The organism is Xanthocytophaga agilis (genome assembly GCF_030068605.1).
Classification (GTDB): Bacteria; Bacteroidota; Bacteroidia; order Cytophagales; family 172606-1; genus Xanthocytophaga; species Xanthocytophaga agilis.
Genome location: NZ_JASJOU010000014.1, coordinates 64,871 through 86,438, shown reverse-complemented (window position 1 = coordinate 86,438; position 21,568 = coordinate 64,871). Strand labels below are relative to the sequence as shown.

General features: G+C 37.6%; 30 protein-coding genes and 1 tRNA gene. 26 read left to right on the top strand and 5 right to left on the bottom strand.

Going from position 1 to position 21,568, the window contains the following annotated elements:
* Nucleotides 1-41: 41 nt before the first annotated feature.
* The 24 genes from QNI22_RS30245 to QNI22_RS30130 all read left to right on the top strand — a co-directional run bounded on the left by QNI22_RS30245 (nt 42) and on the right by QNI22_RS30130 (nt 15,684).
* Entirely contained in the window at nt 42-851 is an 810-nt protein-coding gene (locus QNI22_RS30245) for a hypothetical protein (protein ID WP_313997789.1), read from the top strand.
* Nucleotides 852-941: 90 nt separating this feature from the next.
* A complete protein-coding gene (locus tag QNI22_RS30240; RefSeq protein WP_314516760.1) occupies nt 942-1,535 on the top strand; it encodes a hypothetical protein in 594 nt (197 codons plus the stop codon).
* A 34-nt stretch (nt 1,536-1,569) separates the two neighbouring features.
* Nucleotides 1,570-1,716, top strand: a complete 147-nt coding sequence (locus QNI22_RS30235; protein ID WP_314516758.1) for a hypothetical protein — start codon at nt 1,570-1,572, stop codon at nt 1,714-1,716.
* Between the two features lie 2 nt (nt 1,717-1,718).
* Complete coding sequence (locus QNI22_RS30230) at nt 1,719-2,600, top strand: hypothetical protein (RefSeq protein WP_314516756.1); 882 nt, start codon at nt 1,719-1,721, stop codon at nt 2,598-2,600.
* A gap of 12 nt (nt 2,601-2,612) precedes the next feature.
* Nucleotides 2,613-2,927, top strand: coding sequence for a hypothetical protein (locus QNI22_RS30225; RefSeq protein WP_314516754.1), 315 nt, complete (start codon nt 2,613-2,615; stop codon nt 2,925-2,927).
* A 17-nt stretch (nt 2,928-2,944) separates the two neighbouring features.
* A complete protein-coding gene (locus QNI22_RS30220) occupies nt 2,945-3,262 on the top strand; it encodes a hypothetical protein (RefSeq protein WP_314516752.1) in 318 nt (105 codons plus the stop codon).
* A gap of 2 nt (nt 3,263-3,264) precedes the next feature.
* Nucleotides 3,265-3,849 (top strand): hypothetical protein, encoded by a 585-nt coding sequence (locus QNI22_RS30215; RefSeq protein WP_314516750.1) that lies wholly within the window; start codon nt 3,265-3,267, stop codon nt 3,847-3,849.
* 121 nt (nt 3,850-3,970) lie between these two features.
* Nucleotides 3,971-4,441: a hypothetical protein gene (locus tag QNI22_RS30210; RefSeq protein WP_314516748.1), complete on the top strand. Its 471-nt coding sequence runs from the start codon at nt 3,971-3,973 to the stop codon at nt 4,439-4,441.
* A 2-nt stretch (nt 4,442-4,443) separates the two neighbouring features.
* Complete coding sequence (locus QNI22_RS30205) at nt 4,444-4,911, top strand: hypothetical protein (RefSeq protein WP_314516745.1); 468 nt, start codon at nt 4,444-4,446, stop codon at nt 4,909-4,911.
* A gap of 8 nt (nt 4,912-4,919) precedes the next feature.
* A complete protein-coding gene (locus tag QNI22_RS30200) occupies nt 4,920-5,099 on the top strand; it encodes a hypothetical protein (RefSeq protein WP_313997768.1) in 180 nt (59 codons plus the stop codon).
* Between the two features lie 17 nt (nt 5,100-5,116).
* Nucleotides 5,117-5,656, top strand: coding sequence for a DUF5675 family protein (locus QNI22_RS30195; RefSeq protein WP_314516743.1), 540 nt, complete (start codon nt 5,117-5,119; stop codon nt 5,654-5,656).
* A 9-nt stretch (nt 5,657-5,665) separates the two neighbouring features.
* Nucleotides 5,666-6,181 carry a hypothetical protein gene (locus QNI22_RS30190; protein ID WP_314516741.1) on the top strand — a complete coding sequence of 172 codons (516 nt, stop codon included), beginning with the start codon at nt 5,666-5,668 and terminating at the stop codon, nt 6,179-6,181.
* Nucleotides 6,182-6,194: 13 nt separating this feature from the next.
* Nucleotides 6,195-6,608, top strand: coding sequence for a hypothetical protein (locus QNI22_RS30185; protein WP_314516739.1), 414 nt, complete (start codon nt 6,195-6,197; stop codon nt 6,606-6,608).
* Nucleotides 6,609-6,637: 29 nt separating this feature from the next.
* Complete coding sequence (locus tag QNI22_RS30180; protein WP_314516738.1) at nt 6,638-7,843, top strand: hypothetical protein; 1,206 nt, start codon at nt 6,638-6,640, stop codon at nt 7,841-7,843.
* Nucleotides 7,844-7,943: 100 nt separating this feature from the next.
* Nucleotides 7,944-8,189, top strand: a complete 246-nt coding sequence (locus QNI22_RS30175) for a hypothetical protein (RefSeq protein WP_314516737.1) — start codon at nt 7,944-7,946, stop codon at nt 8,187-8,189.
* Between the two features lies 1 nt (nt 8,190).
* Nucleotides 8,191-8,493 (top strand): hypothetical protein, encoded by a 303-nt coding sequence (locus QNI22_RS30170; RefSeq protein WP_314516735.1) that lies wholly within the window; start codon nt 8,191-8,193, stop codon nt 8,491-8,493.
* Between the two features lie 48 nt (nt 8,494-8,541).
* A complete protein-coding gene (locus QNI22_RS30165; RefSeq protein WP_314516733.1) occupies nt 8,542-8,835 on the top strand; it encodes a hypothetical protein in 294 nt (97 codons plus the stop codon).
* The gene (locus QNI22_RS30160) at nt 8,832-9,518 is read left to right on the top strand and encodes a hypothetical protein (protein ID WP_314516731.1); all 687 of its coding nucleotides are present in this window, start codon (nt 8,832-8,834) and stop codon (nt 9,516-9,518) included. Before QNI22_RS30165 ends, QNI22_RS30160 begins: the two co-directional genes overlap by 4 nt.
* A gap of 20 nt (nt 9,519-9,538) precedes the next feature.
* Nucleotides 9,539-10,054: a hypothetical protein gene (locus tag QNI22_RS30155; protein ID WP_314516730.1), complete on the top strand. Its 516-nt coding sequence runs from the start codon at nt 9,539-9,541 to the stop codon at nt 10,052-10,054.
* A gap of 46 nt (nt 10,055-10,100) precedes the next feature.
* Nucleotides 10,101-10,307, top strand: a complete 207-nt coding sequence (locus QNI22_RS30150; protein WP_313997748.1) for a hypothetical protein — start codon at nt 10,101-10,103, stop codon at nt 10,305-10,307.
* 114 nt (nt 10,308-10,421) lie between these two features.
* A complete protein-coding gene (locus QNI22_RS30145) occupies nt 10,422-11,345 on the top strand; it encodes an LPD1 domain-containing protein (RefSeq protein ID WP_314516728.1) in 924 nt (307 codons plus the stop codon).
* A 132-nt stretch (nt 11,346-11,477) separates the two neighbouring features.
* The gene (locus QNI22_RS30140) at nt 11,478-11,852 is read left to right on the top strand and encodes a hypothetical protein (protein ID WP_314516727.1); all 375 of its coding nucleotides are present in this window, start codon (nt 11,478-11,480) and stop codon (nt 11,850-11,852) included.
* A 38-nt stretch (nt 11,853-11,890) separates the two neighbouring features.
* Nucleotides 11,891-12,352, top strand: coding sequence for a hypothetical protein (locus QNI22_RS30135; RefSeq protein ID WP_314516725.1), 462 nt, complete (start codon nt 11,891-11,893; stop codon nt 12,350-12,352).
* A 146-nt stretch (nt 12,353-12,498) separates the two neighbouring features.
* On the top strand, nt 12,499-15,684 hold the full coding sequence (locus QNI22_RS30130) for a tetratricopeptide repeat protein (RefSeq protein WP_314516724.1): 3,186 nt from the start codon (nt 12,499-12,501) through the stop codon (nt 15,682-15,684).
* A 247-nt stretch (nt 15,685-15,931) separates the two neighbouring features.
* On the opposite strand, the gene QNI22_RS30125 is transcribed toward QNI22_RS30130, so the two are convergent.
* Both QNI22_RS30125 and QNI22_RS30120 read right to left on the bottom strand, forming a co-directional pair.
* The gene (locus QNI22_RS30125; RefSeq protein WP_314516723.1) at nt 15,932-17,044 is read right to left on the bottom strand and encodes a HigA family addiction module antitoxin; all 1,113 of its coding nucleotides are present in this window, start codon (nt 17,042-17,044) and stop codon (nt 15,932-15,934) included.
* Nucleotides 17,045-17,075: 31 nt separating this feature from the next.
* On the bottom strand, nt 17,076-17,399 hold the full coding sequence (locus QNI22_RS30120) for a type II toxin-antitoxin system RelE/ParE family toxin (protein ID WP_314516722.1): 324 nt from the start codon (nt 17,397-17,399) through the stop codon (nt 17,076-17,078).
* A 111-nt stretch (nt 17,400-17,510) separates the two neighbouring features.
* On the opposite strand from QNI22_RS30120, the gene QNI22_RS30115 reads away from it, so the two are divergent.
* Nucleotides 17,511-18,725 (top strand): beta family protein, encoded by a 1,215-nt coding sequence (locus QNI22_RS30115; RefSeq protein WP_314516720.1) that lies wholly within the window; start codon nt 17,511-17,513, stop codon nt 18,723-18,725.
* Here QNI22_RS30115 and QNI22_RS30110 read toward each other — a convergent pair.
* The 3 genes from QNI22_RS30110 to QNI22_RS30100 form a co-directional block, all read right to left on the bottom strand.
* Nucleotides 18,650-19,249: a sce7726 family protein gene (locus QNI22_RS30110; protein ID WP_314516718.1), complete on the bottom strand. Its 600-nt coding sequence runs from the start codon at nt 19,247-19,249 to the stop codon at nt 18,650-18,652. The two genes, QNI22_RS30115 and QNI22_RS30110, sit on opposite strands and share 76 nt — an antisense overlap.
* A 231-nt stretch (nt 19,250-19,480) precedes the next feature.
* Entirely contained in the window at nt 19,481-20,620 is a 1,140-nt protein-coding gene (locus QNI22_RS30105; RefSeq protein ID WP_314516716.1) for a site-specific integrase, read from the bottom strand.
* Nucleotides 20,621-20,881: 261 nt separating this feature from the next.
* Nucleotides 20,882-20,955 (bottom strand) — tRNA-Arg (locus QNI22_RS30100).
* Nucleotides 20,956-21,099: 144 nt separating this feature from the next.
* Between QNI22_RS30100 and tadA the strand changes: the two genes are divergently transcribed.
* Nucleotides 21,100-21,546, top strand: coding sequence for a tRNA adenosine(34) deaminase TadA (tadA, locus tag QNI22_RS30095; protein ID WP_314516714.1), 447 nt, complete (start codon nt 21,100-21,102; stop codon nt 21,544-21,546).
* Nucleotides 21,547-21,568 lie beyond the last annotated feature (22 nt).

Sequence of the window (21,568 nt, the reverse complement as noted above, 5' to 3'; positions counted from 1 at the left end):
GTAAAGAACACAATGACTATTCTCACCTAAAGGGTAAAAACATGTTTACAAACAAGCAGCTATCTGCTTCCACATTGCAAGAGATAGCAAATCAAGAACTTTCTTATTTCACAGGTAATACTCAAGAAACAACTATGAACAATGATGTACAAGCCTACCTTGGGGATGGCGACGATTTATTACACTTTGGTGGTTCAGCCATAGATTCTACCAAGTCTTTTGCTTCTGCTTTCCCTTCTGGTGATGGACTTCGCCAGTTCGGTATTCGCTTGAAAAACACACACGAAACACTTGCTTTGACTGCCCTTTTGTTTGCAGGATATCATGAAGATATAACTACAAACAACCTGAATCGTGGTGTTGTGAAAACAGGTGCTTTTAAATCCGTTGAAAATGCTGATGGTTTGACAGCTTCAGCACAGCTGCCAGGTAAAACAGTAGAAGAGTTTTTGGAGTGGTTGAAATATGTTCCTTCTCAGCTGGTAATGATGAAGTTGCGTACTGATAACATCGAGCAAATCGGTAAACCTATCTCAATCAAAACGCTTTCTCCTTTCCAGGATCTGCCTACAGATTATATCCAGCCTGAGAATGCGCAGGATCAGTATTCTAACAATGAGAAAGTTGTAACCTTCATGGTTGAAAAGCAATTAGACTTCTCTCGTCGTTTTGAATATTCGGTTGAGCCTGGAACAACTGTAACAATCGTGTACTACATCGGTGCAACATTGGATACAGCAGTTGCCTTGGAACGCAAACGTGCAAAAGCAAAAGTTACAATGAATTTCATCGGTTCTGATGGAATCAACCAACTTGGACAGCTTCAGGCAGCACGCCAATTAGGAATGTAATTTATTCTGAAGGGTAGTATTTAACCATAGAAAAAAGGGCTGCCGGGTGCATTATCTTGGTAGCCCTTTTTTGCTAAACGACAAAGAACTATGAGCCAAGAAGCACTAGAACAGCTGTTAAGCGAAATCATACAGGTTAATCCTGAAGAGGTAAAAGCTGTTCTGAGTAAATACAAAATAACTAATGTCCCTAGTCCAAGGGTATTGGTACTGGCTATAGTAAAACATGGTGAAAGTTTTCTGAATGATTTGGTGAGTGTGGCAATATCCAGCGAAGTAGCAACTGTAGAAACTCTGTCTTTTACGGGTATATCAACTGATATCTTAGATAAATATGGTGCTAAAGAGACTATGGCTGCCAATGTGCAAACTTCGATTGATAATGCAGCAGCTGAAAAGGCATATGCAGAGCAGCAAGCCAAACAGGAGAAGTTGAAAAATATCATCTGGACAGGTATACAGGCAGTTCAGACCGGGGTAAAATATATCCAAAACAGCAAAAACGGGACTTTTACCAAAGAGGAAGAATCAGCCTATGATATTGCTCTGAAGAAAAAAGAGGAAGAAGAAAACAGTAAGATTCTAGGCATGCCAAAGTATTACTTCATGGCCGGGGCTGCACTGCTTTTTCTTATGATCGTTTTTGGCGTTGTGATCTATCTCAAAAAGAAGAAAAGCAAGTAACCATATACGCTACAATCAATCTGGAGCTATTCCCATGTTTTCTATCAATTTACCTAATCCGTTTGGAGGGAAAAACTCAAATCCACAGGGCACCAATCATACTCCTTTAGCCGTGGGCTTACTTGTCATTTTGCTACTGGTAGGGCTTTATATCGTGTTTCAGAACCCAAAATCAACTTAAGAATGAATACGCGCATGCGAAGCCATTGGGCAAAAGGCATTACCTCTATTCGAGTAGTAGAAAAACTGCCAAGAAACAGCCCGGCAGCTGTCAACAAGCGAACCGGGGAAATGCTGGTCATGCGTAGCTATTGGGAATCATTGAATGATGACCAGAAAAAGTTTATCCGTGAGCATGAAAATGCACATCTGACAGCCCAAACCAAAAACGAGTTACTAGCCGATGAAATAGCTTTTAGCGAGTATGTAAAGGGAGGAAACAGCCTGAAAAACGCTGTCAATGTACTAGCAGATACCCTACAGCCCAACAGCAACCCTGAGCACTACAAAAGATTATATAATCAGACAGTACGCGCCCTAGCACATGATAAAAAAATCAGTCTTACTGAAGCTGAAAAGCTTTTAAAACAAAAGGCAACTACAATGAACACAGGCATAATGAACAATACATTATTAGCAAACGGCAGATTATACAGGCAATACCAGCCAAATCGGGTGTATAATGCCAGTCACAACTTTGAACAAGAGCATGAAATGTTCTTAGGAGGGTTAGGCCGTGCCCTTGGAAATATTGGAAAGTCAGTGGCAGGTGTAGCAACCTTTGGGCTTACCAATAAGGTGATAAAAACAGCTGACGACAAAGACCGGGAAAAGGCAGCAAAGGAAACAGCTGTACAGCAGACAGCAGCAGCAGAACTGGCGCAACAAACATCCTTGGTTCAGCAGCAGCAAAAAGATGCATTAGCAGCACAGCAACTGGCCGTGAAAGAAGCAGAACTAAAGGCTGCCAGTGATAAAGAAAAGAAAAAACTGTACTGGATTATGGGTGGTGGCGGTGCTGCACTTCTCATTGTCATCATTATTCTATTTATGACCAAAAAATAACCCTTTCATCCTATGAGTCAATTTGTAGATAATGGGGGTTTAGGTCTGATTAGTTCAGGTCTTAACACAATTGGAGGGATCTTCTCAGGAGCACAGGCCAATAAGGTTGCTAATACCAACCTGAAGGCTGTACAGGAGCAGACAAAAGCCATACAGGCACAGAATGAGATTGAGAAGACCAAGCTTGCACAGATTCAGGCAGCAGCTTTGCTACCCAAAACAACAACAGAAGAAAAAAAGCCTAATCAGCTTTTGTGGTGGGGTTTGGGTATAGTAGGCACTATCCTTTCTGGTCTGGTCATCTTTTTTGCAACCCGTAAAAGATAAACCCCACTAGATAAGCTATGATACCATTGATTGCAGCAGCAGCCGTTTCAGTTGTTGGTTCGGTTGTAAAATCGGGACAATCCGTGAAGGCTGCACAGACTGAGTTAAAAAATGCTACAGCACAGACAGACGCTATGCGGGCTGCTTTTGAAATGGAGAAAACCAAACTGGCACAAATCCAAGCATCAGGACAACAGCAGCTACAGGCAATACAGCAGCCCACGGATGAGCAGGCAAACAAGAAAAAGAAAATTCTTCTCTATGGTGGCATAGCTGCCGGAGCACTCCTGCTAATAGGTTTAATCATCTTTTTTGTCACACGCAAAAAGCAATAATCATGTATAAGAACCCCATTTTCTCCGACCAACCGACCAATTACTATGTAGATCACATGGGTCGTATTGTATTGGTTGAGTCAGAACCCGGTGCAGATGTTGAAATCAATATCAACATTGGTCAGGTGGACGAAATGAAACGGCAGGTATATAACCGACTGGTTCAGAATAAAACGGCGAATGATTTAAACAATGGTACTGGTAAATCAGGCACTATTGAAGTGAGGCCGTTTCTACTCAAAGAAGCATTTCAGCCTGTTATTGATGCAGCTAAACAGCAAGCACAAGAAGCACAGGTAAAACGTGAACTGGTAAAGAAAAGCTTTCAAAAGAAGCTTTCAGACACAGCAACAAAACTGGCTAATGATAGCAAAACGCTCACCTCTCAGATTTTGAATGTAAAGCCTTCTGCTTTATCTGAGTCCACAGAAGAATCACAGCCAGAATATGAAGCAAATACACTGGAAAAGAAATTAAAGCTTAAACCATGGATGAAATATACACTCATCGGTTTAGCGGTAGTAGGTGTGCTGGCTATTCTCTATGTGCTTTCGGGTGAAGAATCTGCCAAAGCATCCGCAGGCTAGAAGATATCTATTAAGCAGCTGCCGGTAACCTAGAGCTGACAAAATAGATATCTTTTTTGGGCGACGACCTGGAATCCGGAGCGTCAAAAAGATATCAAACTACAACTATGAAAGTACTGGAATGAAACAGAAACTATCTAAAAAAACAATACAAATGCTGGTAGTGGGCACAATCGCTATTGGGCTTGCTGTCTGGTTTTTCATTATTGTTCCCATGCGTCGCAAAAAGCAGCAGGAAGAAGAAGCGGAAACATACGCACCAAATCCACAGGCATTGGCACAGGCTCAATCAAAGCCTAAGAATAATACACCTCGCTTTCCCATTGTCTGGCTCGAATATAACCCGAATACGCTAACCCTTCAGCAGCAGTTGAATGTGTATGCAGCCAAGTTTACCCACCCAACCACTAAAGCCAAAGTAAGCAAGATTGCTGAAGATGGCTATTTGGGGCCGGAAACAGCGGGTTTACTAGCGGTTTGGTTTCCTGGTATAGCTAAAGACGTTACAACATCTAAAACGCTTTCCAATGCTCAATTTGCCATTCTAATGACTGGCCCAGCTGTAGCCCCTATCACTGCTAAAACGCTATAGTCATGTTTTGGTCACTATTCACAGCCGGAGCAGGTAAGGCAGGGGGTAGCCTCTTGTCATCCAAACCCTTTCAGATATTTCTGATTGTGATAATTGTAGTTGTGGTGATCTGGTATGTAGGCCGGAAAATGGGACTGGAAGAAGCTGCTAAAGAAAAACCACTACCCAACTCAGGAAGTGGTATTCCACAGGTTAAGAATCCGGATGGTACAGTTAGTAGCTGGTCACCTAAAGCCCTTGCAGATGAAATCTACAGCAAGCTGAATGGTATCACTACTTCTGGTATTTCCAAAATGAATACCCTTAATAAAATCATGGTACTGACAGATGACCAATGCACCGCCCTATACAACTACTTCAATAAGCAGTATGGAAAAGGAGAAACATTGACTCAGTGGATAGAGGGAGAATGGTTTATGAGTGCCAAAGACAAAATTGTAACACGCCTTAAATCATTAGGCTTAGACTAATTACCATAATGGGAGATTTCTTTCAATCCAAGTTTGTAACCGATCTGGTTAATAAGAATCAGCTACCTACAGTCAATGTAGAAGTTCAGGTAAACACCAAAACTATTATTGAACTGGCAGCAGCTGCCTTTGCAGTAGCACTGGCCATAATGCTAATCGGTAAAGTAATCTCGGCTTTATCCAAATAAGAGAACGAGAAGGGAAGATGAAAACGGCGAAGCTGAAGACCGCAGAGATGCTTTTGGTCCGGGATGAGTTCACCAGTGATTATACAACTGGTAAGTTGTATGTCAATGGTAAATTCTTCTGCTATACAGTAGAAGACATGGTAAGAACCGGGGAAATAACCTTAGTGAAGGTACCCGGACTTACAGCCATTCCAGAGGGTAGCTATAAAATAGAAAACACCTATTCTGCCAAGTTTGGTGTAATGATGCTGTTAGTGCTCAATGTTCGCGGTTTTTCTGGAATCAGGATACACAATGGAGTATCAGCACAAAGTACTGAAGGCTGTATAGTTGCCTCTTATACTCGTTTGAAAAATGGAAAATTGGTTAAGGATTCAGCCTGGAAAGATTTGCGTGATAAACTGGCTGGGTATGATACAATCGAACTGAAGATCAAAAACGGGGCTGTTATTCGTCTTACCCTTCTCACTCTCCTATTGATCGGGCTTGGTGCCTATTATCTGTATCAGAAAGGCACTTTCAAACAATTGTCAAAAGTTCTTTCTCCTGCCTGGTAAGGAATTACGATGGAAAAGCAAAAAACAAACTGGCTCATTATACTAGGTTTTGCTTTTAGTATGATCTGGCTTTTTCGCCGTCAGATATTTGCTAAGTATAAATCCTATTTAGGGCAAAACTCTTTACCTCGTGGCCTGAGAAACAATAATCCGGGTAATCTGAAGTATGTAGCCTCTAACGATTGGACGGGTAAAATTCCTTTGGCTCAAAATACTGATAAGACCTTTGAGCAGTTTAAAGAGTTCCGCTATGGTGTGGCAGCCCTTCTGAAACTGCTTAGAAAATACATTCAGACAGGCCGGGCGACTACCATACGAGGTATTATTACTCTATATGCACCTACAACTGAGAATAACACCAGCAATTACATACAAACCGTTGCAGCCCGTCTGGGTACTTCTCCTGACAGCCCTTTACAGGCAAATGAAAACACACTAAAGGCACTAGCAAAAGTTATTGCACGGGTGGAAATAGGTAGAGAATTGTCAGATACAGAACTAAAACATGGTTATCACTTAATTTAATCCTCTTTCAATAATGCCAGCAGAAAACAGTATTCCATACACGGAAAAAAAATACAGAGACGGGAATTTTCAGAATCTGACAGATGAAATGTTATACAGACTTTTAGTAGCACATGTCAGACCTACCCGAAAACCTGTTTCTGGTGATACGATCCAGAATACAACCTATGCATTACCACTAAATGCAATATGGTTTTCTGTTGCTCCAGCCAGTGTAGATGATGAATTTGATATCAATTGGAGTCCTGCCAAACAGAGCACAGGAATAAAAATCTGTTATGCAACACCCGAATCTATTGCGATTAAACCAGAAGTGGATGGGCAGCCGATCACTATTACAGTACGTGGAATAGCAGTAGTGTCCTATCTAACAGAACTTCCACAAGATAACACGAGTGATTCAGGTTCTGAAGAACCGAATTTGTGATTTTCATTTCATTCTAAATACTACAGTCTATGAGTGGCTTTACTGGCTCTTTCTTCAAAATAATTATAAATGGTGAGGGTGAACAACCGATAACCTACCCGGCACCTGTTCTTTCTATTGAGAACACAAACCCGTTTGCATCTATCTTGTCTTGGCCTGCTATTTCCCGCAATGATTTGAATATCTATTATGTAGATATTGCCTTTGATGCAGCCTTTACTAATCTGTATGTAGATTCTCAAACTGTAGATAAAGGGACAAATACAGGAACTATCAGCTATACTGAACCGGGTGTAAATCCACAAACTCAGTATTACGCACGAGCACGGGCATTATACAATGATGGTGGTTTGTCTGCTTATTCCAATGTGGTTAGTTGGATTACACCAGCGGAAAACACTAATCCGGGTTTCTCTCAACTGACAATGCCTACTCAGATTACAGGAATGTCTGCACGGCTTGCCTGGACAGGTGCTAATTCTCCAAGCTATGAAGTATTTGTTGCTACCGATGAAAATTATACAAATAAGATTGTCGACGGACAAATAGTAACAGATACATTCTATGAGCTATCAGGTTTAATTCCTGATCAGGAATACTTTGGTAAAATCGTTCCTCTGGGTGGCACTGAGTCAAATAGTGTATTCTGGGTAGCAAGAGACAGAGGCGTACAAGATGGTGAATTTCAGTTGTCCGGGCTGTTAGGGTTTGACTTAGGTATGGGAACTTCTGTCAATATAAGTCTTTCCAATCCAGATTTGCAGCCATATAACGGGCTTTCTGCACGTTTGTCATTCCGCAACACAGGTTTTGAGGGTGCGTCTTTAGCCCCGATTGACTTTCAATTTGATACTTCCGCACATGCGCAGGCTACTTTTCAATTCGAAGATGACGACTTTGTTAGTTCCTATGACAGAATGGATAATGGAGGGAATGCGCCTTACTCACAGCAAGTAGATGTACTTATTTACAGAACGGCTGAAGGTGTAGGCAGCGCGGTTGCATTAGGAAGCTTTAAAATAGAGTTACACAGGGAGTTTTTGGGTTCAGATACTGAAGGTAACCTCATATATGATATTCGTTATGTATTCTCTGTTTATGATGGATCAGAAGCCCATTTAACAACTATTTCAGGTGGTATTATTAATACACCTGACTATGAGAATGCAGGTACTATGCCTTATACTTTCTCTCTACCACTGGCATACAATATACAAGGCTCCTGGAATATCTGATATCTAACCCACTAGAGAATACTACGGTATGTGAACTGTAGTATTCTTTCCCAAAGTAAACCATTCTACAAAAGAAGATCCACTGATGAACTCTTCACTGATGAACTCACAGAGTCCCCAAACCAAAACCCTGTTTTGGATTAATCACCGTTTAAGACAACCCCTTTGCAGTGCATTAGGCATTGTACAACTACTTCACCAAGAAGACTTACAACCCCAAGTAAAAAACCTTGTGCAACTATTAGAAGCACAGCTGACCAAAATAGATCAATTAACTAAGCAAGCTGTAACTGATGTAGTAAAAGACATAAGCGAACAAGTACAGCGTGAATCTGGTGTATACTAACATGAAAAAAACATCCATCATCTTTCTTTCTGTACTGTCTGTAGCTGCCCTGGCAGTAGTGCTGTATATGAAGTTTTTCAAAGTAGACTTTGCCATTATTCAGGTTGACAAAGTGCTGTTTAATGTCACCTTCCGCTTTATGGGTAAAACCTATACTGTCAACCGATCAGAACAGAATAGTGCTATTACTCAAGGCAGTTTTACCCTAAACATTTCTAAAACTTCCCTTACCAGTTCTACTCTTCATTTTGAGATCAAACGCAATGGAAAGATTGTAAGAACTGAGAACGTGTATTTTATCTAGGCATCCTATCTGACAACCATTTTGCTCATCCCTTTTAATACTACAACTGTGTCCAGCCTCATTTTAGATATCCTTCAGGTTTCGATTCTCTTGCAAGCCCTGCCAGAGTTTACCGCTGTGCCTGCTAATAGTACGTGGTGGCAATACTGCTTAATAGTACTTGTATTGGCAATAGGCCATGCCCTGAAGGAAGGTATCAAAAGGCATTTTGAAAAGCAGGCTGAAAAAGAAAAGGAACTGGCAAAAACAGACGAAGAAAAATTAGATGAAGCTATCCGGCTAATAGAAAAGGGTGAAAAGCTTAAACAACTCCTATTACGCAAAAACGAAGATTCCGAATGAGACTTAAAAAATTATCTATTTCACAACTAGCGTTTACGTTGGTAGCAGTCCTACTGGCTTTAGGCAGTTTACGACATTGTGAGCAGAAACAAAATATTATCTATCTGCAAAATCAGGTAAAACAAGCTGAAGCCAAACGTATTGCACAGGCCAGTGATCATACAAAGCAGCTGACAGCTTTAGAAGTGCAAAATGATAGTCTTTTGGTTAATTCCCGTCTTCAGAAGCAGGTAAATTATAAGCTACTCAATTACGGTCAACGGTTAGATAGTGCCTTACAGATTCAAATAGATTCTACTCGTCGAATTAAACAGGAAGCTACCTATCTACGCAAGCAGGAACAGCAAAGCCGTAAGTATGTACAGCAAATGTTTTTAGTCCTGGCAGATGGACAAGAGCATATCAGATCAGTGGTTGATTCTGTACGCATGGAATCCCGATTGCTTGCAGATCGGTATTATTCCCTTTCTGTAAAACTAGCTGATTCCAGCAGGTTTGCACAAAAGACCCTTTCTATCTATAAGGCTATCCAAGCTGATTCTCTTTCTATAAAACCATCTTCAGACAATACCATTCACCCAAAGAGGAAGCGAAATAGTAGTTCAATAGATCAAAAACGCCGTCAACGTCAGCAAGCCAGACGGCTAAAGAAACAAAGACGAAAAACTTTAATACGTGGATAAAAACTTTACTACACTACAAAATGAGATTAATTATTTGGATTCTGATATTGATGCTGATAGGGTTTGGTACTGGATTGATTGTAAAAAAATGTGCTACAAAAAAACAGTTTAGGGAAAATGGGAGGCATTACTATACCTCTGTTTCTGGTGCTCCGTGGATGCCTGATACAGTTAAAAGGCTTCATATTGATCCCATTCAGCCCACAGGAAAACTGGTGATTCCAGTACAAACAGATATTGCACTAGTGGCCGATACAGCCCTAAGAAAGTCTTTAGAAAAGAAAGATATCATCATAGGAGTAAAACATCTGCCTAAACCATCAAGAAAGGAAAGAAGACGTGCCAGACGCATAAAGAAAGACACTCTTATGCCTGTCATGGATTTACTAGTGATTCAAACCATTTCACCCATTGGCAAAATCAACACCAATCAGTATCCGGCGAGGTGGATACAGCCGGGAAAGTGGGAAATAACCCCGCAGGGGCTGCATATTGATTCTACCGCATTCCGCAAAAGAAAACGACTCTTTAAATAATTACGCAACAATTTATCAATTCTCTCACAATCAATTTTATACAACTATGGCTAAGACTAAAAAATCATCGTCAAAAAAAACAACTTCTACAAAACGCTCTTTTACTGCTAAGCAGAAAGAAGCTCAAAAGAAAATTGGGGAAGTAAATTTCCAAGCCCGCAAAATCATTTATGAGGCTGGTAAAAAGGGTGCTCTTATGCCCTCATGGAAAGCAGCTAGTAAACAAGCAGTAAAGAAAGTATACGGCAAATAAGCTGTACATTTTCCATTGTTTCATCCCTAGTAAAACAAGTTATGATTAAAGTAAAAAACCCTATAGCCAAGCTGAAAAGCAAGGAAATGAACGTAGGACATTCAATTAAAAAAAATGGCACCAAAAGGAAAACCAACAACAAAGGCAAAAAAGCCAGCAGCAAAAAATAAGAATCTCCCCAAGGAGAGAATAATTACTGCAGGTGGTGTCAATGCCAAAGTGTCGGACGTTGGAAATATTGCAGCTGGTGGCCGTCGTCATCGATATGCCGTTCATTTTCCCATCCATACCGAAACAGCAGAAAAACTGTTAAGTCGTGAGCAACAGCAGAAATACACAGATACCTACAAGCTGGTATCTGAATACAGTCTGGCAGGTTTGGAGTTTGGAAACTGGACCACTCATGAGGAAAGGGCAAATTTCCTTATCTCTACTCGTGAAAGCTTGAAAGATCTGCATAAGGTTCTAGGCTTTAAAAATCTGGGTTTAGATCACAGAGTTTCTATTGCATTTGGGGCACGTGGTCTAGGAGGAAAAGCTATGGCACATTTTGAGGCTAATAGTTTTGCAATCAATCTAACTAGAACCAAAGGCTATGGTTCTTTTGCACATGAGTACGGGCATGCGCTGGATTATTTCTTTGGTTCATTTGTCGATCAACAGCCCTATTCTGCTTGGTTATCAGGTGGTCAAAGCGAAGCCCAAAACCTGAATCAAACCGGGCAGATGCGCAAAGTTTGTGATCAGATCATAAATCGTTTTTACAGGGATGAAAAAGGGAATGAGACAACAACCATTACCCGAATGAGACCAAAAGTGAAGGGTGAATACTGGTATAGACGAAATGAAATCTTTGCCCGTCTGTTTGAACAATACATACACTTTGAACTCTCACGTCTGAACCTGAAGAATCAGTATCTGACAGACAGAAAATATGCTGAATCGGTAGCCTACGCAACCGAGAAAGATTTTAAGGCTATTGCACCCCTGTATAAAAAATTGCTTGTCCTGATGCGTAAGCACATTAACGGCAAATAGATATCTATTTTTCCTCTGGAAACGCAGCGCCTGGAACAAAATAGATATCTATTCCTCTCCGGATCTGGCTTGGCCCGGAGCTGAGCCGCCCGAAAATAGATATCTTTTACTTAAAACGACTATGATGCAATTATGAAAGAAAGAATTCAAAAAACAGTAACTCTGATTATAGAAACATTTCATGAACTACCCGGCCTGTTATTGGGTCTTATCGGGTTTCTGCTTTTCTCGGCTCAAATGGGCTTTGATGTATCCGTACTTCAGGTACTACCTTATGCAGCTATTAATATCATTTTTGCTGAATTCGTGGCATACTGGGGCGTTCGGCTTGGTTTTCCATACCTGTACAATGCTCATAAGGTACTTATTAAACTGACAGTTGAAGAAATTACAGGTTTATCAGAAACAGAATACAAACACATATTCCAATGCGTAAAATACTACTATATATTATTGCTTACCTTATTCTCTGCTATGGTAATTGTTTTGCTTCAGCTCAGATACTAAACAGTGAATCCAAGCCAGCCAAATTATCTGCAGATTCTGTGAGACTCAAACTGAAGCAGGTTTTCACTTCCTATGTAGGTACCAAAGAACTCACTGGCAACAATGACGGTGAAATAGTAGAAAGCTTCTTGGCTTCAGTAGGTCTGCCAAAAGGGTATGCATGGTGTGCAGCTTTTGTAAAACACTGCCTGGACAAAGTAAATGTTAAAACCAAAATTACTGCCTGGGCACCTTCAGCCGTACCACGGAATTTATGCGTGTGGATGCAAGGTAAAGTAATTAAGCGACTGCCTAAATGTGGGGATGTGTTTGGGGTGTACTATGCCAATTTGAAGCGTATCGGGCATGTGGGCTTTATAAGAGAATGGAAAGCTGACAGTCCGTATGCTGCGACTACTGAAGGGAATACCAACAGTCAGAACAGCCGGGAGGGCAATGGGGTCTATGAACGCATCCGTTTGAAAAGACAGATTCATTTGGTTACAGATTGGATTGACTAAATACATTTAATAAATGTATTTACCCGGAAAATATATTTCTGAAGAAAAAAATAAAAAAGGTATTTGATAGAAAAATCTATTTCAAATACCTTTTTTATTTTACCAGTAACATTTAAATTAAAGCAACCACTTTAAATTTAACATTTATGCTAACCGCCGAAGAATGGAATAAACAAGGTATAGAATCTTATAAAAAAGAAGACTACGAAAATGCAATTAAAGATTTTACTCAAGCACTTGCACTTGATGAGAAAAATGAAAAATACTGGCATAATCGAGGGATTGCATATAGTTATTTAAAAGATTACGAAAATGCAATTAAAGATTTCACTCAAGCACTTATGCTTAATGAGAACGATATTGACTATTGGTATAATCGAGGGATTGCATATAGTGATTTAAAAGACTATGAAAATGCCATCAAGGACTTCACTCAAGCACTTGTGCTTGATAAGAACGATGTCCAATGTTGGCATAATCGAGGAGTTACATATGGTGATTTAAAAGACTATGAAAATTCTATCAAGGATTTTACTCAAGCACTTGTGCTTGATGAGAACTATGTCCAATGTTGGCACAATCGAGGGATTGCATATAATAGAATAAAAGACTATGAAAATGCCATCAAGGACTTCACTCAAGCACTTGTGCTTGATGAGAACTATGTCCAATGTTGGCACAATCGAGGGATTGCATATAATAGAATAAAAGACTATGAAAATGCCATCAAGGACTACACTCAAGCACTTATGCTTGATGGGAAAAATGACCAATGTTGGTACAATCGAGGAGTTACATATGGTGATTTAAAAGACTACGAAAATGCCATCAAGGACTACACTCAAGCACTTGTGCTTGATGGGAAAAATGCCCAATATTGGTATAATCGAGGAGTTGCATATAGTGATTTAAAAGACTACGAAAATGCCATCAAGGACTACACTCAAGCACTTGTGCTTGATGGGAAAAATGATAAATATTGGTCGAATCGAGGGATTGCATATAATGGAATAAAAGACTATGAAAATGCTATCAAGGATTTCACTCAAGCACTTGTGCTTGATGAGAACGATATTAACTATTGGTACAATCGAGGAGTTGCATATGGTAGTTTAAAAGACTACGAAAATTCTATCAAGGATTTTACTCAAGCACTTGTGCTTAATGAGAACGATGACAAATGTTGGTATAATCGAGGAGTTGCACATAATAAAATTGAAGACTATAATAACGCAATTAAAGATTTCACTCAAGCACTTGTACTTAATGAGAACGATATTAGCTATTGGTACAATCGAGGAGTTGCATATGATAAAAATGAAGATCATGAAAATGCTATCAAGGATTTTACTCAAGCACTTGTGCTTGATGAGAACGATGACAAATGTTGGTGCAATCGAGGAGTTGCATACAATAGAATAAAAGATTACGAAAATGCAATTAAAGATTTCACTCAAGCACTTGTGCTTGATGAGAAAAATGACCAATACTGGCACAATCGAGGAATTGTAAATTTTATTTTGGGAAATTACGATAAAGCTCTAATTGATGTCAATCAAGCGATTAATCTTAACCCAAATGGAATAACATACTGGCTTTTGAAGGGAGACATCTACAATCTTTTGTTACAGGACATTACATCAGCACAAGAAAACTACTACAGAGGCATTTATCTACATTCTTTTAATGATAAAATCTATATAATTGAATTACAAGCAACTCTCTATTTTTTTACCTCTAAAATTGAAGCCCCTTATTTAGTAAAACAACTTGCCAGACAGTATACTCCCAATTATCAATCTTCTAAAGAGATCTATGCTTTAATTCAACAAGTACATGAGATAGATAAAGCTCAACACTATTTTGCGTATCAATTGAGTTTGCCTATTGCAGAACCATCTGTAGAAGATCTAAAAATCCACACAAAAGCTCTTACAGACAACTCCAACAATAAGGCAAATTTTATATCTTATTGTTATTATACTTTATTAAGTCATTATTACAATGGAGATCCAGTCATGACCTATAGACTATGTGATGAATTATTTGAATTAGATCAATTAGAATGTCTTAATATCTCAATGCAGTATTACTTTGTCCGTTCTGCTTATGAAATACTCAGTCCAGAAAAAGAGAGTATATTAAAAGCAGCATTGATAGATGCAGATAAAATTTTTAATAGTTTAATGCAATGCTCGAACTTTGATATATACTATAGTGGCCAGATTTATTATTTGGCAAACAATTTAGGAAAAGCCAAAGTCTGCTTTGAAAAATCAAAAAGCTTCCCCCCTTCTGCTTTTATGCTAGTACTACTACATAAAGAAAGCTCAGATATTGAGACATTCAAACAGAATATTCAAAGCTTTCTGAAAGATAAGAATATGTATAAAGCATATTTGTATGGTCTAGAAAAAACCGAACTTACCAAAGAAATATCGAACTCCTTAGAAAAAACATATCAATATGCCCATTATTCTGAAATTAGTAAGGCATTAGAATTAGTACGAGAGTACCTAAACATCTCTATAAATAAAATTCAAGATCTTCCTTTTTATGAAATCTACAAGTTTAAATTATCAGAATCTGATGAAAAACTTATAAGAGAATATTTTAGAAAAAAATATCTAGAAGGATTAAAAGCTGATTTATTGGAACTCTTAAAAATTCAGATACAAAAATTGAATAAAGAAGAGTTAGAAAAAGAAATACAAGAACATGAAAAGGAAGAAATAAGGACTTTGTTTGATAGACTGTCAAAGTTTAACAAAGACAAATTAGAAAAGGAGTTAGGGCTACTTATACATGAGTGGAAGTATGATCATAATATATATACTACACTAATACAATACTCCTATTTACAACAACAACTAGACATCCATACTACATTTACTTTGCATACCTACATTGATTTAAATAATGCAAGAAAAGCCATACTCAATGAATATCAGGAAGAATTAGGAATAGATCTCAATAAAAAATTAGTAGAGTATATTACAGCCTTAGGACCTGTTTCGGCACTCGGCACCTATATTGCAACACTTTTACATTTGCCTGCTGGAATAGCAGCATTTGGCTCTTTTGTGACAGTAGGAACAGCTGCAATATTTTCAAGAGGAATAATCATTTATATTAATAAAGCTCTTAGTAGCGATTTAAAAGATGTCACATACGAAAGATTCAAAGAAAACTTTTTAAATGTACTAGATTCTATGGCAGAAGATATAGAAGAAGACATATATAACAAAGAAGAAATCCTGCTAAATCTACAAACATGGACAAAAGAGAACAAATCAGCCATTAAAAACCAATTCAAGAAAACGACAAATTAAATTATTCCTTTTGACCAAATTCTCAACATGTATAAAATCCACAAAAAGTACAAAGTCCTACTATCTATCATAACATAGAAAAAATAGGACTTGTCCAGTATAGTGAAATAAGTGGATTTATGTTAAGAAACTTTTTTGAGAAAGATGTATCTACTGTCAACTGATAAAGTCTTTGATATAACTAGTTTAAATACAAGAAATGCCCAACTAAAAATTGGGCATTTCTTAAAAGCAATAGAAATAATATTTAGTTAATAGAGTTATTTATAGTTGTTTTACTCTTATAATCTACTAATCTTTCTCTACAAAGCCTTCCCCTTACTACAGCAGGTAAGACACCAAATCTATGAGCATATATTCTTATATTATCATCATTAAAAGGACGAACACGTCGCACAAATAATTTCCAAGCATCTTCTGCAATTAGATTGTTAGCAGCAAAAACATCAGCTTCCTTTTCAATAATGTTTTGTTCAGTTAATATAACAGTTTCTGTATCATCTATGTATATAACTTCATTTTTACCTAAATGTAATTGAACGTGCCCCAATTCATGAAATAAGGTGAATATAAAATTATCTATTCGCTTATGTCTTAAAGTTAGAGTAATTACTGGATTTTTAGTTCCCCAAAATGCCACACCATCTACATTTACTCCTTCTGGTTTTTCCTTTATCTGAAAAATGATACCATATTTTCCTAAAGCTCCTTTAGTTTTTTCAATGACATTTTGATTTACTAAAAATATATCCTTTAACTCTCCTATCAAATTATCGATAAATTCAGGTTTATATGAACTTACTTGTTCTTGATTAGCACAATAACGAACATAATTAATCCACGTTAGTAGATTAACTTCATTTGTATTTAACGTAACTGACTGACGATAATATTGCAAAGAAGGACGTTCCATCAGTCGTTCCAGATCTTCCCACGTAGAAATATTAAAAATTGATTTTATACGTTCGATACTTCCTTCAATACTATCATCTAAAGCATTGGCTTTTCGTAAATAATTAACATTTACAAACTGCTTTATATAAGCCCATAGTTGTACTGACTCTGTTTTAGCCATAACTTTTTCACTTGTTCTAGCTTTTGCTAAATCAAAATCAGCCTGTAAGCTAGTCCAAAACGAAGCATCTATATTTAAACTTGCTTCAAGAAGTACAGCCAATTCACTACTTACTATACGTTTGCCATTAATTACTTCATTCAACTGAGTTACAGGTAGTCCTATATCTCCTGCAAAATCCTTTTGCTTAATACCTCTTGCTTCCAACTCATCTTTTAGAACTTCACCTGGATGTAGGGGTTCATCAGATTGAAGTATTTGTTCATTTTTTGAATAAATTGCCATTTTTATTTCTTCCTTTCAGTTTATATAAATATTAAGCGTAATGATTACTCAGGCGGATTATTCGAATAATTTCCCGAATAACCGTTTCACCTTCCAAGATTCGTTCAATTGAAAATTCTAGCCTGTATTGGCTATCCACTCTAATTGAGAATAATCCCGCTTTATCTCCTTGTAACGCTTCAAAGTTCAAACTATTAAGTCTATAAAAGTCTTCAGTTTTGGAACAACTATCTATAATCTGAACCTTTTGTTTAAATTTCTTTATCACTGCTTCTTGATACTTTGGTTTACCCTTAGGTTTTTTCCCCTCAAATAACAAGGCTAAGTCATCATCATCAATATATACATCTATCATAACGAAAAAATATATTCACATAAACAGTGATTTTATATAAAATTTGCTTTTCACAAAAATAGTGAATATTTTTACAACCGCAAAATTTATTTACCATTTTCACTGACAATTATGACTGCTATTTATTCGCCTGTGATGAAACTGCGTGCTTCAGAAATGCAAGCTTTAAAAATGCTATCAACTCCTGTTAAAGAAAATATTATTCCTGTGATTCAACTCCTTCCTATTAAGGATGAAATTGAGCAATTGAAATATTTAAGTACTCGTGTAAGAGAACTTTTAGGGGCATTTATAGGAAGCAACATGAAATTTTATGCAGATTTTGACTTGATTGAGTCAGATAGTAGTTCTGACTTAAGTTATATAAGTAAATTCCTAAGTATGGTGTCTCAACAACAGATTGGTTTTATACCTGTAATAACCTTTGTGCAAGAATCACCCGCATATCTTCAACTAATTAAGGATAATTATCTTCACCATGGAATCTGTGTTAAGCCACCACAATATAGACTTAGAACAGTTGCCATTGATATATTTTGCAACTACTTGAATGATGCTCTAAGTAGTTATATGAAGCATTTTAATATAGATGAATCAATGGTAGATATATTATTGGATCTAAATTTCATTGATCATTTCGATTTTGACCCCTCTGATGACGGCTTTACATTACCAGAAAGAATAATTCAAATAATTAGTGGAATCTCAAATAAGGAAAAGTTTAGATCAATAATTATATCTGGAGGCTCCTTTCCTGAAGATTTAACTGGTTATGTTCAGGATACAGAAACATACAGCGCAAGACATGAATGGGATATCTGGAAGGAAATAAGAGCTGCACTGCCAGATCTTCCACTGAGATATGCCGATTATGGAAATATTCATCCAACATTTAATCCACAACAGGAGAGCCATCAGGGCACATGCTCAATTAAATACACAACCGAAGATGATTTTCTTGTCTACAAAGGAAGGTTATCGAATAAGCATGAAGATGGACATGGACAATATGTTAATAAAAGTAAAGCTCTATTAGTCAATCCCGTTTATTCCGGCCCTAACTTCAGTTGGGGAGACAAGATGATTAATGATATTGCAAATGGAATAACACCACCTGTAAAAACAAGGAAAACTTTGACAAGAAGAACTTCAACAAGAAAATCTTCAAATCAAACTGAACCAAAAATTCCAACTGGAAATGCAGGTCAGTGGGTACAATTCACTTTTAATCATCATATGACTAAGATCACTCAACTAATGGGAGTATCAGTAGTAGAAATAGTAGTAGGAAACTCTTCTTTCCAATTGGATCTTTTAAGTAGATAGTATTTTACTTCTTTGGATAATTGGTCAAGTGTAAACTTTTCTACTAAAAACTTCCATAGCAACCATTTACGCTTAGTTGTCATACCCTTATGAAGATTATGCTTTTTCAACAAATCAATTATTTCTTCTTTCCACAGAAATTGTGCGAGAGAAAAAGCATTAATTTCATAATTCCTGTTTTCTTCACGAACAATTTTTTTAACAATAGAGCCATTTTCTATTGATATAACCCAAATTCCCCAAAAATCCGGGACTAGAGAGCTTACTTTTTTTAAATGAGTATTACCAGTAACTATAGTTATATAATCAAATACTTTATTATAATTTGTGATTTGTCTAGGAAGTCGAACTAATGAATCTGCATCACTTTTTATTTCAAAAGCAGTAAGAGAACCATTTATTACGGCCAGATCTGCTATACTATCTCCATTACAAAAATGTAACTCTTTTAAAATACGTGTATGATTATCTTCTTTGTGTCTTAATTCACTTTGTACAGCTAAAAGTATATCGTTTGCTTTCATAAAATGTTCGCTTGACACTGGCAAACTAACAATAATTTGTTTGCTACACAAACAAATTTGCTTTATATCAAGATCTTCTAATAATTTTAATGTGATTAGATGGCACAAAGATACTATTTAACATTAGATATCTATTTGTACAGCATTATTATTCAAAATGGCGAACAAGTAGCGAAATAGATATCTATTTCGCTACTTGTTCGTATCCAAGATGTATAATCAAGTATATTGTTACTCCCAAAGCCCTGTTTTCTTCAGTTCCAATTCTATCCGTTTTTCAGTCACCTTTACATAAGCCTTTTGTGTGGTTTTGATGTTAGCATGTCCTAGCATCTTGCTAACAGATTCAATACTAACACCTGCATCAATCCATAACTGACCAGCAGTCTTTCTGGCAACTCTACTGGATAGCTTCATTCTGATACCACAAATCTTGGCTATACTCTTAAGTTGTTCGTTATACTTAGCATTGGAAATAACAGGTGGGATACCTTCATATTTAGCCAGTATGAGTTTAAGCTTTTCCATAACTGGAATGATGGCTTCTATATTAGTTTTCTGCCTTTCCTTCTTTATCCATTTACCTACTATATCAGTATCCGGTTTGAAGTTCACCAGATCAATGTAACTGAAGCCTGTATATATCTGAATTAATAGTCTGTCAGCTGCATGCTGTAAAGATTCAGATGTGAAGATAGTACTCTCGATCTTGTGGACCTCATAGCTAGATAGTACGGGGGTACTTTGATCCTCCCCATTTATCCAGGTGATATCCTGCAAAGGGTTAGCTTTTATCTTCTTTCTTTTTTTTGCCCAAGTCAGCGTTTCTTTCACAAGACGTAAGTGTTTGATTTTGTAATTATGGTCTGTGGTGATTTTATACTGAAGAAATATTTCCAGGTCATCCATGAATGATTCATCTATTTCTTCAACTGCAATATTTGCCTGTTCAGTTTCCGCCAAAAAGCGGATAATATTCTGCCTTCTCGACTTTTCATTTTTTAGTGAATTTGGCTTCAAACGCAATTTCTTTTCATTGAAGTGTTCAGTAAGCAAATCTTTCAAAAAAATTATCTTTTCTGGCTTAGCAAAGAATATGTCTTTGATTGCTTGGGGAAGTATAGGCTTGTCCTGTGCCTGTAGCTGAAGCCTGATATTAAGTAGTCTTGCCATTATTTGCTCTAAATGAGCATTAAGAAATTCTGCCTGTTTGCCTGTGGCTTGCTGGTTAGCTTGATCCCATTCATTAGGATGAACAGAACATCTACAGGAAAACTCAGCTTTGTAAGGGTGTTTAGAAATACTGCACCAGATAGGGCACTCACCTTTGCGATTGGCTTGATTCTTACGCAGCCAATAGAGAATAGTCATTTTTTAAGCATGTTACTAAGAGAAAAACGTTAAAACCGTTTTATCTCTTTTTTGTAAAAAAGTAACTACACTGCAATTCGCTTATTTACGCATTTACGTAATCTTTCATTTTTCAATGAAAATGAGCAAGCGAATCCAGACAAAATGGGTTAAAAACCGGGTTAAAACAGGTCTAAACAGGGTTTGACAGAAGGCTATCGGAAAGGGCAGAAAACAAAAAAGCCCGTCAGGGGCGATTCTGCGGGCTAAATTCTGTAGATGTGGACTCGTAGGGAGTCGAACCCCAAACCTTCTGATCCGTAGTCAGATGCTCTATCCAATTGAGCTACGAGTCCGTATAAACATAAAACGTGTTGTTCTATCGTTTACGGGCTGCAAAGGTAGAGATAAAAATATAAACTCCAAAAAAAATCTTTAAAGATTTAAATTTTCTCCGGAAAGTCTCTTTTTTTGCAGAAAAACTACATGATTCACAGATAATGATTGGTCAACCTACAGATGAGACATGGATGTATCGGGCACTTGAACTTGCCTATTATGCTTTTGAGGAAGGAGAAATACCTGTAGGGGCGATTGTTGTAGCCGAAGGAAAAATCATTGGCAAAGGATATAACCAGACCGAAAAGCTGCATGATGTGACAGCACATGCAGAAATGCTGGCGATTACAGCTGCGGCTCAGCATCTCAATGCCAAATACCTGAACCGGTGTACGCTGTATGTCACTCTGGAGCCTTGTGTAATGTGTGCAGGAGCACTATTCTGGTCGCAGATAGGACGACTGGTTTATGGAGCTTCGGATGATAAAAGAGGGTATGTAGGCAAAGACACTAACTTGCTTCACCCCAAAACACAGGTAGTATCAGGTGTGCTGGCAGCAGAATCCGAATCGCTGATGAAAGCCTTTTTTCAACGCCTTAGAAACTAATCATACAACGGGCGAATAGGAG

Excerpts from the sequence above, each read along its gene's own strand:
- QNI22_RS30245 (WP_313997789.1), top strand. The coding sequence starts at position 42 with ATGTTTACAAACAAGCAGCTATCTGCTTCCACATTGCAAGAGATAGCA.
- QNI22_RS30240 (WP_314516760.1), top strand. The coding sequence starts at position 942 with ATGAGCCAAGAAGCACTAGAACAGCTGTTAAGCGAAATCATACAGGTT.
- QNI22_RS30235 (WP_314516758.1), top strand. The coding sequence starts at position 1,570 with ATGTTTTCTATCAATTTACCTAATCCGTTTGGAGGGAAAAACTCAAAT.
- QNI22_RS30230 (WP_314516756.1), top strand. The coding sequence starts at position 1,719 with ATGAATACGCGCATGCGAAGCCATTGGGCAAAAGGCATTACCTCTATT.
- QNI22_RS30225 (WP_314516754.1), top strand. The coding sequence starts at position 2,613 with ATGAGTCAATTTGTAGATAATGGGGGTTTAGGTCTGATTAGTTCAGGT.
- QNI22_RS30220 (WP_314516752.1), top strand. The coding sequence starts at position 2,945 with ATGATACCATTGATTGCAGCAGCAGCCGTTTCAGTTGTTGGTTCGGTT.
- QNI22_RS30215 (WP_314516750.1), top strand. The coding sequence starts at position 3,265 with ATGTATAAGAACCCCATTTTCTCCGACCAACCGACCAATTACTATGTA.
- QNI22_RS30210 (WP_314516748.1), top strand. The coding sequence starts at position 3,971 with ATGAAACAGAAACTATCTAAAAAAACAATACAAATGCTGGTAGTGGGC.
- QNI22_RS30205 (WP_314516745.1), top strand. The coding sequence starts at position 4,444 with ATGTTTTGGTCACTATTCACAGCCGGAGCAGGTAAGGCAGGGGGTAGC.
- QNI22_RS30200 (WP_313997768.1), top strand. The coding sequence starts at position 4,920 with ATGGGAGATTTCTTTCAATCCAAGTTTGTAACCGATCTGGTTAATAAG.
- QNI22_RS30195 (WP_314516743.1), top strand. The coding sequence starts at position 5,117 with ATGAAAACGGCGAAGCTGAAGACCGCAGAGATGCTTTTGGTCCGGGAT.
- QNI22_RS30190 (WP_314516741.1), top strand. The coding sequence starts at position 5,666 with ATGGAAAAGCAAAAAACAAACTGGCTCATTATACTAGGTTTTGCTTTT.
- QNI22_RS30185 (WP_314516739.1), top strand. The coding sequence starts at position 6,195 with ATGCCAGCAGAAAACAGTATTCCATACACGGAAAAAAAATACAGAGAC.
- QNI22_RS30180 (WP_314516738.1), top strand. The coding sequence starts at position 6,638 with ATGAGTGGCTTTACTGGCTCTTTCTTCAAAATAATTATAAATGGTGAG.
- QNI22_RS30175 (WP_314516737.1), top strand. The coding sequence starts at position 7,944 with ATGAACTCACAGAGTCCCCAAACCAAAACCCTGTTTTGGATTAATCAC.
- QNI22_RS30170 (WP_314516735.1), top strand. The coding sequence starts at position 8,191 with ATGAAAAAAACATCCATCATCTTTCTTTCTGTACTGTCTGTAGCTGCC.
- QNI22_RS30160 (WP_314516731.1), top strand. The coding sequence starts at position 8,832 with ATGAGACTTAAAAAATTATCTATTTCACAACTAGCGTTTACGTTGGTA.
- QNI22_RS30155 (WP_314516730.1), top strand. The coding sequence starts at position 9,539 with ATGAGATTAATTATTTGGATTCTGATATTGATGCTGATAGGGTTTGGT.
- QNI22_RS30150 (WP_313997748.1), top strand. The coding sequence starts at position 10,101 with ATGGCTAAGACTAAAAAATCATCGTCAAAAAAAACAACTTCTACAAAA.
- QNI22_RS30145 (WP_314516728.1), top strand. The coding sequence starts at position 10,422 with ATGGCACCAAAAGGAAAACCAACAACAAAGGCAAAAAAGCCAGCAGCA.
- QNI22_RS30140 (WP_314516727.1), top strand. The coding sequence starts at position 11,478 with ATGAAAGAAAGAATTCAAAAAACAGTAACTCTGATTATAGAAACATTT.
- QNI22_RS30130 (WP_314516724.1), top strand. The coding sequence starts at position 12,499 with ATGCTAACCGCCGAAGAATGGAATAAACAAGGTATAGAATCTTATAAA.
- QNI22_RS30125 (WP_314516723.1), bottom strand. The coding sequence starts at position 17,044 with ATGGCAATTTATTCAAAAAATGAACAAATACTTCAATCTGATGAACCC.
- QNI22_RS30120 (WP_314516722.1), bottom strand. The coding sequence starts at position 17,399 with ATGATAGATGTATATATTGATGATGATGACTTAGCCTTGTTATTTGAG.
- QNI22_RS30115 (WP_314516720.1), top strand. The coding sequence starts at position 17,511 with ATGACTGCTATTTATTCGCCTGTGATGAAACTGCGTGCTTCAGAAATG.
- QNI22_RS30110 (WP_314516718.1), bottom strand. The coding sequence starts at position 19,249 with ATGAAAGCAAACGATATACTTTTAGCTGTACAAAGTGAATTAAGACAC.
- QNI22_RS30105 (WP_314516716.1), bottom strand. The coding sequence starts at position 20,620 with ATGACTATTCTCTATTGGCTGCGTAAGAATCAAGCCAATCGCAAAGGT.
- tadA (WP_314516714.1), top strand. The coding sequence starts at position 21,100 with ATGATTGGTCAACCTACAGATGAGACATGGATGTATCGGGCACTTGAA.